Consider the following 7,775-nt stretch of genomic DNA (forward strand, 5'->3'; position numbering starts at 1 on the left):
CTACGCTTGCTAACTGGATCATTTACTGTGCCGAGAATTACCTCTGTCATGTTTATGATTATTTTCACCGCCAGTTAGGTCAGTTTACAAGGAACTACACGCAGACCGTGAAACGGGCTGCTGACAACAAACGGCGCTATGCTCCCGGCTGGGTGCATAGCACCTGTTTGTTGCGGGGGTTTCCAAAGGGGGCAGCGCCCCATTTGGCACACGACTTTGCGGAGCAAAGTGTAGTGTGTTATACGCTCTGTCGGCGTTGCCCTGAAAATACCGTTGCCGCCGGGGAGGGCAAGGGCATTTGACGCGGCAGGAAAGCAGGGCTTTGTTTGGGGCTGGTAAGCCGGAAACAAAGGGCTGATTTCAGCAGCAGACAGGGCGTATTATGAAAGCCCCCGTCCCTCGTCCTCCGCCCCCGGCCTATGGGACAAAAAGTCCCAAAGCTCTGGACACCGTGACCAGATGTGTGGCCACACTCCGGGAAAAGTAGCAGGACGGCAGGAAACCGTCAAGGCTGAAATGAATGGGCTGACGCCCGGCCTTGACCGTTCCCCGCCGCCCCGCTGGATGGGTGGACAAGGTGGCCAATCCCTAAAAGTGTTTGGCCGCACTCGTTCATTTTGGGGCCTTTCTTCTCCCAAAATTGAAATGGGCGGGAAAGCCCTAAAATGGCTTTCCCGCCTTGATTACCCATTAGCAAAGACGGGCGAGACTGTCAACGGCGGCGCTGAAAGCGCCGTTCATCTTGACCGTTGACTGGCTCGCCTGGCTTTGCTACTGCCCGTAAGAGATGGAAAAACAAGATGGAAAACAAGGTTAAAAATGGTTGACAAGTCTATCGGATGTGTGTTATACTGTGCGACAGTTTGAGATTGGAAGGAGGCTTACGTGTGTTAATTTGTGTACGCTAATAAGCAATAAAAAGTAGAAGTACCTTTCCACATGATGGTGGGCTTTTTTTGCGTGCGTATGCAAAGGAACACGTAGGTTTGACACGAGCAGTCTTTGAACTGTATCGTGGTGTTTTTTCGTGCTTTGTTGTTATGCAGGCGTCTGCCCTCTCTGTGGGACAACGCCTGCTTTTTATTGCAGAAACAAAGGAACAATGCAATAAAAAAGGAGGTTCGCATTATGACCCAAAACAACAATTCATGGAGAAAAACTTATTTTACACTTCTTGCCGGACAAGCAATATCCTTTATTAGCAGCGGTATTTTGCAAATGGCCATTATCTTTTATTTGGTTGCGAAAACTAATTCTGCAATCATATTGACGGCGGCAACACTGATTGGATTTTTGCCGCAAGCCTGTTTAGGCCCGTTTGCAGGTGCTTTTGTTGACCGGCACAGCCGTAAAAGCGTAATGATTGGTGCGGATTTGATAATTGCCGCCGCTGGCGGTATTCTGGCGCTGGTGGCGTTTTACATGGAATTGCCCGTATGGTCTATTATGGTTGTCCTGTTAATCCGAAGTGCGGGAACTGCTTTTCATTCTCCAGCATTCAGCGCAGCAACACCTATGATTGTGCCAAAAGAGGAACTTACAAAATGCGCTGGTTACACGCAGACCATGCAAGCAGTAAGTGCGATTATCAGTCCAGCTGCCGCAGCGTTTTTATATGCTGTTTGGCCTCTTAATGCAATTATATTGTTAGATATTGTGGGTGCAATCCTTGCCTGTGTGACTGTTGCGATTTCGTCCATACCAACGCCTGAACTATGTCCAGAAACGAAAAGACAACAGTTTTTACAGGATATGAAAGAGGGGTATGTGGTATTAAAGCAAAACAGGGGCCTCTTTGCTCTGCTCTGGATTGGTGTAATTTATATGTTCTTTTATATGCCAATCAGTACGCTTTTTCCTCTCATCTGTATGTCATACTTCAAAGGAACACCGGCCCATGCCTCTGCCGCTGAAATTGCTTTTGCGGTTGGTATGCTGCTTGGCGGAGTCATTCTGAGCATTTGGGGCGGTTTTAAGAAACGGCGGTACACCATCGGTCTTTCCGTTCTCCTGATGGGCGTTAGCAATATGCTCTCCGGGCTTTTGCCGCCAGACGCATTTCTTGTCTTTGTTGTGTGCTGTACTGTTATGGGAATTTCCGCTCCATTTTACGGTGTGCAAAATGCGATTTTTCAAGAAACGGTCAAACCAGAATATCTGGGGAGAGTTTTTTCTCTACTGACAAGCGCCGCTTCCCTCGCCATGCCGTTTGGCCTTGTCATTTCCGGGCCTCTGGCGGAGCGGCTGGGAGTTGAGAAATGGTTTGTCATTTGCGGAATTGGCATTATCATCGTTGCGCTTGCCGTATTTTTACTACCCGGTTTGAGAGAGATTGACAATACGCAATAATCAACTGCACCTTTTTCTATTACTAAACAAAATGCCTGGATGGTGGTTCTGAAAAACCAGAACCGCCGTTCAGGCATTTTTTATCTTCGTCCTCTCTGCGGTTTTGGATTCTTCAGCAAGTCGGATTTTTCCGCAATCTTTTTCAGCCACTTCCGTTCTTCTACTGACAGCTTCCTAAAATTCAGCTTGAGCCGTTTGCAGATAAACGCCAAGTACGCTTGTTCCGTGTCGCTGTCCTGGCTGACGATTTCACCAGCAGTTTCCAGCATTTCTTTTAGCGGGTTATCCTCTGGGACGCTGAAAAAATCGTCCTTGTGTGTTTCCCGCAGAGCAAGGGCAATCCCGTTTATGTCCCGTTGTATCACATAGCGGCAAAACTCGTCCTCATCAATATGGGCGGTGATAAGCTGTCTTAACTGCGTATCACTCATGCCAGGATTATGCTTTTTTATAACAGTTGCGCTCATCGTGTCCACTATGGCGTTTGCACCCTGCGCCTGTTTCAGTGCCGTTCCGTTCACATAGATTTCAAGGTCAGCCATCAGCCGGGGGAAATCCGGGTGCGCCGCCAGCTCACACAGCAGGGTATTGTCTATCCTCCCGCTTTTCAGCAGGTCAATCATTTCATCACTCAAACGCAGGTCTGCAAGATCGGCGTTTGGGTGATTTTTCATTTCAGACAGCCCCAGCAGATAATCAGCGGTCACACCGTAAAACTTCGCCAGCCGGATAAGGGCATAGTGGCTGATGTCCTTGAAGTCTTCCGTTTCGTAACTGCCCAGCGCAGACTTGGAAAGCCCGGTCTGCTCCGCAAGCTGCCCCAGCGTCAAGCCACGCTCCACACGTAGGTCTTTTAATCGCTCTTGTATGGATAAAGACATATTCACCCTCCTTGCTAGCTCAACGAAAGAGAAGCCGTTATGCTATGTACTATGCTCATAGCATAACGGCATAGGCATTTACAGTTTTATTTTACCATTTGCTACATCTTCACGAAATTTATCAACAAGCTTCGCTGTCAGCTTGGATTTACCGTAGTGTTCAAGTACAAAAGTACGATAACTTTTTCCATCTACAAGCACATCACTTTTTCTGGTCAACAACCAATTTCCGTTACCTCCTCCCTGTTCTCTAATATTCCAGTCTTTCCCATATCTTTTATAGATTTCATCTTTTTTACCTTGAACAGACATTGATTCGCTTGGAATATAAACAATTTGCATAATAGCTCCTCCTTTATTTTGTGCAAGAAGACCAGAAACCTGAATTTGTCTTTTATCTTTTTTTGATTATATCACAAATCCGAGAGCGTGGAAATAGGGAGTTTTTCAGGCTGATTTCCTACCTCTTGGATATACGGCACAGGCGGTCAAAAAGGTGTAGACTTGGGATAGTTCATCGATGGACAAGCACCTTGGAAACAGAACACGCCAAAGAAAACGGAGGGACGCATGAGCAAAAGACCCTATCAACACCTGCCGCCGCTGGAACACAGGCCGGACGGCTCCCCCTACCGCATAACCCCGCCCCAGAAGAGACGAGCCAGCGGCCTGATACGCCGGGAGTGCTGCAACTGCGAGGACGGAAACTGCCTTGCGCTGGACGATGGCGACACCTGCGCCTGTCCGCAGATGATTTCGTTCTCCGTCTGCTGCAAGTGGTTCCGCTGGGCGGTCTTGCCGCTGGACAGGACGCTGGAAGCGGAGATTTACCGGGACAGGGACTTGAAACGCTGTGCGGAGTGCGGCGGTGTGTTCGTCCCGAAGTCCAACCGGGGCAAATACTGCCCGGACTGCGCCGCCAGAGTTCACAGGCGGCAGAAAACAGAAAGTGAACGGAAAAGGAGGTCTGCTGTGGACAGTTAAGAGCGGGAAAAGCCTTGATTTGCAAGGCTCCGCAAGCCCTCAACCGGGGCGGCTGGTATCATTTATCATTCGCCCCGGAAAACGGGCCTCTAACCGTCCACAAAACACGCTATGACAAACACGATTTATATTCACCAGCCGGAAAAGGCGTTCAGTTTCACCCGGCTCCCCAATTTCCTTTTTGAAGCACCCACATTCCAGCCCTTGAGCAACGAAGCGAAGGTGCTGTATGCCTTTGTCCTGCGCCGGGCGGAGTTGTCCCGGAAGAACGGCTGGGCGGACGAGTACGGGCGGGTCTACCTGTACTACCCCATCTGCGAGGTGGTCGCTTTGCTCCGCTGCGGGCGGCAGAAAGCGGTCAACACCCTGCGGGAGTTGCAGTATGCGGGGCTGGTGGAAATCCAGAAACAGGGCTGTGGAAAACCCAACCGCATTTACCCGAAATCCTATGAAGCGGTTCCAAACACCGACTTCAAGAAATCCGGTTATGGTACGCCGGAGGGCTGAAAACCGTACTTGGCGAGTACGAAAATCAATCCTCTTGAAGTACGGAAATCTGACGGTATATAGAAATACAGAGATTAAAACCATCTATTTACATTCATTCCATTCCAATCCTATCAGAGATATTTTCGGCGGGAAAACCCGCCGGAAAGGAATGGAATGGGGAAAGGAGTTCAATGGCACAACACGCAATTTTGCGATTTGAGAAGCACAAGGGCCACCCGGCGGGGCCGCTGGAAGCCCACCATGAACGGAAAAAGGAGCAGTACGCCAGCAACCCGGACATTGACACCAGCCGGAGCAAGTACAATTTCCACATCGTCAAGCCGGATGGCCGCTACTACCATTTCATTCAGAGCCGCATCGAGCAGGCCAGATGCCGCACCCGCAAGGACAGCACTCGGTTTGTGGACACGCTGATTACCGCCAGCCCGGAGTTTTTCAAGGGCAAGTCCCCAAAGGAGATAGCGGCCTACTTCCAGAGGGCGGCGGACTTCCTCATTGACCGGGTGGGCCGGGAGAACATCGTTTCGGCTATGGTACACATGGATGAAAAAACGCCCCATCTGCACTTGGTCTTTGTGCCGCTGACAAAGGACAACCGCCTGTGCGCCAAAGAAATTATCGGCAACCGGGCCAATCTGACGAAGTGGCAGGACGATTTTCACGCCTGTATGGTGGAGCAGTACCCCGACCTGGAGCGTGGGGAAAGCGCCAGCAAGACGGGCCGGAAGCATATCCCCACCCGGCTGTTCAAACAGGCGGTCAACCTCTCCAAACAGGCGAGGGCCATTGAAGCGGTTCTCTCCGGCATTACCCCGCTGAACGCCGGAAAGAAGAAAGAGGAAGCCCTCTCCATGCTGAAAAAGTGGTTTCCGCAGATGGAGAACTTCTCCGGGCAACTGAAAAAATACAAGGTCACAATCAATGACTTGTTAGCGGAAAATGAAAAGCTGGAAGTCAGGGCAAAGGCCAGCGAAAAAGGCAAGATGAATGACACGATGGAACGGGCGAAGTTAAAAAGCGAACTGGACGATATGCGGCGGCTGGTTGACCGTATCCCGCCGGAGATTTTAGCGGAACTGAAACGGCAACAGCGGCAGCATGGAAAGGAAAGGTGATCTTATAAGTAATATCAGATACAAAAAGGAAATCGAAATCGTGACTTTTCAGGGAAAGGAAATCACACTGGAAAATCTCTCCCCGGTGTTCACGCCGGAACAGGAAGCAGCCAAACGCCGGGAACTGGAACAGCAGCTTTATGAGGTGTTCCGCAAGTACGCCGACAAGCGGGAGAGTGAGGAAGCCGGGACATAAGGTTTTCCAAACCCATCATTGATTTGCGGGGCTGCTGGCGGTATAATAGAACTGTCAGCAGCTCCGTTTCTTTTTTAAGAAAAGGAGCGACAATATGAACAATCGGATAGACGCAATCTATGCAAGACAATCGGTAGACAAAAAGGACAGCATTTCCATTGAAAGCCAGATTGAATTTTGCAAATACGAGTTGAAAGGCGGTAACTGCAAGGAATACACAGACAAAGGGTACAGCGGCAAGAACACAGACCGTCCGAAGTTTCAAGAACTGGTGCGGGACATCAAGCGGGGCTTGATTGCAAAGGTCGTGGTTTACAAGCTCGACCGTATCAGCCGTTCCATTCTGGACTTTGCCAACATGATGGAGCTGTTCCAGCAGTACAATGTGGAGTTTGTGTCCTCTACGGAAAAGTTTGATACCTCCACGCCGATGGGACGGGCCATGCTGAATATCTGTATCGTGTTCGCCCAGCTTGAACGGGAAACGATACAGAAGCGGGTAACGGACGCTTACTACTCCCGCAGTCAGCGGGGCTTTAAGATGGGCGGGAAAGCCCCTTACGGCTTCCATACGGAGCCTATCAAGATGGACGGTATCAACACAAAGAAGCTGGTGGTAAACCCGGAGGAAGCGGCCAATATCCGGCTGATGTTTGAGATGTACGCCCAGCCCACAACTTCCTACGGGGACATTACCCGGTACTTTGCCGAACAGGGGATTTTGTTCCATGGCAAAGAGCTGATACGCCCCACGCTGGCGCAGATGTTACGCAATCCTGTCTATGTGCAGGCAGACCTTGATGTGTACGAATTTTTCAAAAGTCAAGGTACAGTCATTGTCAATGACGTTGCCGATTTTACGGGCATGAACGGCTGCTATCTGTATCAAGGGCGAGATGTAAAGGCCAGCAAGAAAAACGACTTAAAAGACCAAATGCTGGTACTGGCTCCCCATGAGGGTATCGTCCCCTCCGACACCTGGCTGACCTGCCGCAAGAAGCTGATGAACAACATGAAAATCCAGTCTGCCCGGAAAGCCACCCACACATGGCTGGCAGGAAAAATCAAGTGCGGGAATTGCGGGTATGCTCTTATGAGTATCTACAATCCCTCCGGCAAACAGTATCTCCGCTGCACGAAACGGCTGGACAATAAAAGCTGTCCTGGCTGTGGGAAAATCATCACTTCGGAACTGGAAGCGGTTGTTTATCAGCAGATGGTAAAGAAGCTGGCAAGCTACAAGACGCTGACAGGAAAAAAGAAAGCGGCAAAGGCAAACCCGAAAATCACCGCCCTGCAAGTGGAACTTGCCCATGTAGACAGCGAGATTGAAAAGCTGGTGGACAGTCTGACGGGGGCAAACAATGTCCTGTTCTCCTATGTGAATGTGAAGATAGCGGAACTGGACGGGCGCAAGCAGGAACTTCTGGCAAGGATAGCGGAGTTGACTGTGGAGGCCATCAGCCCGGAACAGGTCAGCCAGATTTCCGGCTACCTCGATACCTGGGAGAATGTATCTTTTGATGACAAGCGGCGTGTGGTGGATTTGATGATCACCACCATAGCCGCCACAAGCGACAGCTTGAACATCACATGGAAAATCTGACTGGCGGCACCCCTCCCGTCAGATACCTACCCTGTGTAGTCCCTTGTAAACTGTACTTTACGGATGCGTAAATATCTGATGGCAGATGAAACTCGGGTTCAGGTACTGAATGAGCCGGAGCGCAATCCTGAAAC

The 7,775-nt window shown here is 50.2% G+C and carries 9 protein-coding genes; 7 read left to right on the forward strand and 2 right to left on the reverse strand.

Annotation, left to right across the window (positions count from 1 at the left end):
- Both ACESZH_RS23260 and ACESZH_RS23265 read left to right on the forward strand, forming a co-directional pair.
- Nucleotides 1-302, forward strand: a 302-nt coding sequence (locus ACESZH_RS23260) for a hypothetical protein (RefSeq protein WP_373219459.1), incomplete at its 5' end; no start/stop codon positions are given.
- An 826-nt stretch (nt 303-1,128) separates the two neighbouring features.
- The gene (locus tag ACESZH_RS23265) at nt 1,129-2,349 is read left to right on the forward strand and encodes an MFS transporter (RefSeq protein ID WP_002584949.1); all 1,221 of its coding nucleotides are present in this window, start codon (nt 1,129-1,131) and stop codon (nt 2,347-2,349) included.
- An 80-nt stretch (nt 2,350-2,429) separates the two neighbouring features.
- On the opposite strand, the gene ACESZH_RS23270 is transcribed toward ACESZH_RS23265, so the two are convergent.
- Together ACESZH_RS23270 and ACESZH_RS23275 are read right to left on the reverse strand one after the other, a co-directional pair.
- Nucleotides 2,430-3,230 carry a helix-turn-helix domain-containing protein gene (locus ACESZH_RS23270; protein ID WP_002575858.1) on the reverse strand — a complete coding sequence of 267 codons (801 nt, stop codon included), beginning with the start codon at nt 3,228-3,230 and terminating at the stop codon, nt 2,430-2,432.
- Between the two features lie 78 nt (nt 3,231-3,308).
- A complete protein-coding gene (locus ACESZH_RS23275; protein WP_002575859.1) occupies nt 3,309-3,572 on the reverse strand; it encodes a hypothetical protein in 264 nt (87 codons plus the stop codon).
- A 228-nt stretch (nt 3,573-3,800) separates the two neighbouring features.
- Here ACESZH_RS23275 and ACESZH_RS23280 point away from each other — a divergent pair, with 228 nt between their 5' ends.
- From ACESZH_RS23280 to ACESZH_RS23300, 5 genes are all read left to right on the forward strand, one after another.
- On the forward strand, nt 3,801-4,214 hold the full coding sequence (locus ACESZH_RS23280; RefSeq protein ID WP_002575860.1) for a cysteine-rich VLP domain-containing protein: 414 nt from the start codon (nt 3,801-3,803) through the stop codon (nt 4,212-4,214).
- A 111-nt stretch (nt 4,215-4,325) separates the two neighbouring features.
- On the forward strand, nt 4,326-4,721 hold the full coding sequence (locus ACESZH_RS23285) for a replication initiator protein A (RefSeq protein ID WP_002575861.1): 396 nt from the start codon (nt 4,326-4,328) through the stop codon (nt 4,719-4,721).
- A 173-nt stretch (nt 4,722-4,894) separates the two neighbouring features.
- A complete protein-coding gene (gene mobV, locus ACESZH_RS23290; protein ID WP_002575862.1) occupies nt 4,895-5,839 on the forward strand; it encodes a MobV family relaxase in 945 nt (314 codons plus the stop codon).
- Nucleotides 5,823-6,035 carry a hypothetical protein gene (locus ACESZH_RS23295; protein ID WP_002584948.1) on the forward strand — a complete coding sequence of 71 codons (213 nt, stop codon included), beginning with the start codon at nt 5,823-5,825 and terminating at the stop codon, nt 6,033-6,035. The genes mobV and ACESZH_RS23295 overlap by 17 nt, the downstream gene beginning before the upstream one ends.
- 94 nt (nt 6,036-6,129) lie before the next feature.
- Entirely contained in the window at nt 6,130-7,641 is a 1,512-nt protein-coding gene (locus ACESZH_RS23300) for a recombinase family protein (protein ID WP_002575864.1), read from the forward strand.
- Nucleotides 7,642-7,775 lie beyond the last annotated feature (134 nt).

Source organism: Ruminococcus sp. 5_1_39BFAA (assembly GCF_964240875.1).
GTDB lineage: Bacteria > Bacillota > Clostridia > Lachnospirales > Lachnospiraceae > Blautia_A.

Excerpts from the sequence above, each read along its gene's own strand:
- ACESZH_RS23265 (WP_002584949.1), top strand. The coding sequence starts at position 1,129 with ATGACCCAAAACAACAATTCATGGAGAAAAACTTATTTTACACTTCTT.
- ACESZH_RS23270 (WP_002575858.1), bottom strand. The coding sequence starts at position 3,230 with ATGTCTTTATCCATACAAGAGCGATTAAAAGACCTACGTGTGGAGCGT.
- ACESZH_RS23275 (WP_002575859.1), bottom strand. The coding sequence starts at position 3,572 with ATGCAAATTGTTTATATTCCAAGCGAATCAATGTCTGTTCAAGGTAAA.
- ACESZH_RS23280 (WP_002575860.1), top strand. The coding sequence starts at position 3,801 with ATGAGCAAAAGACCCTATCAACACCTGCCGCCGCTGGAACACAGGCCG.
- ACESZH_RS23285 (WP_002575861.1), top strand. The coding sequence starts at position 4,326 with ATGACAAACACGATTTATATTCACCAGCCGGAAAAGGCGTTCAGTTTC.
- mobV (WP_002575862.1), top strand. The coding sequence starts at position 4,895 with ATGGCACAACACGCAATTTTGCGATTTGAGAAGCACAAGGGCCACCCG.
- ACESZH_RS23295 (WP_002584948.1), top strand. The coding sequence starts at position 5,823 with ATGGAAAGGAAAGGTGATCTTATAAGTAATATCAGATACAAAAAGGAA.
- ACESZH_RS23300 (WP_002575864.1), top strand. The coding sequence starts at position 6,130 with ATGAACAATCGGATAGACGCAATCTATGCAAGACAATCGGTAGACAAA.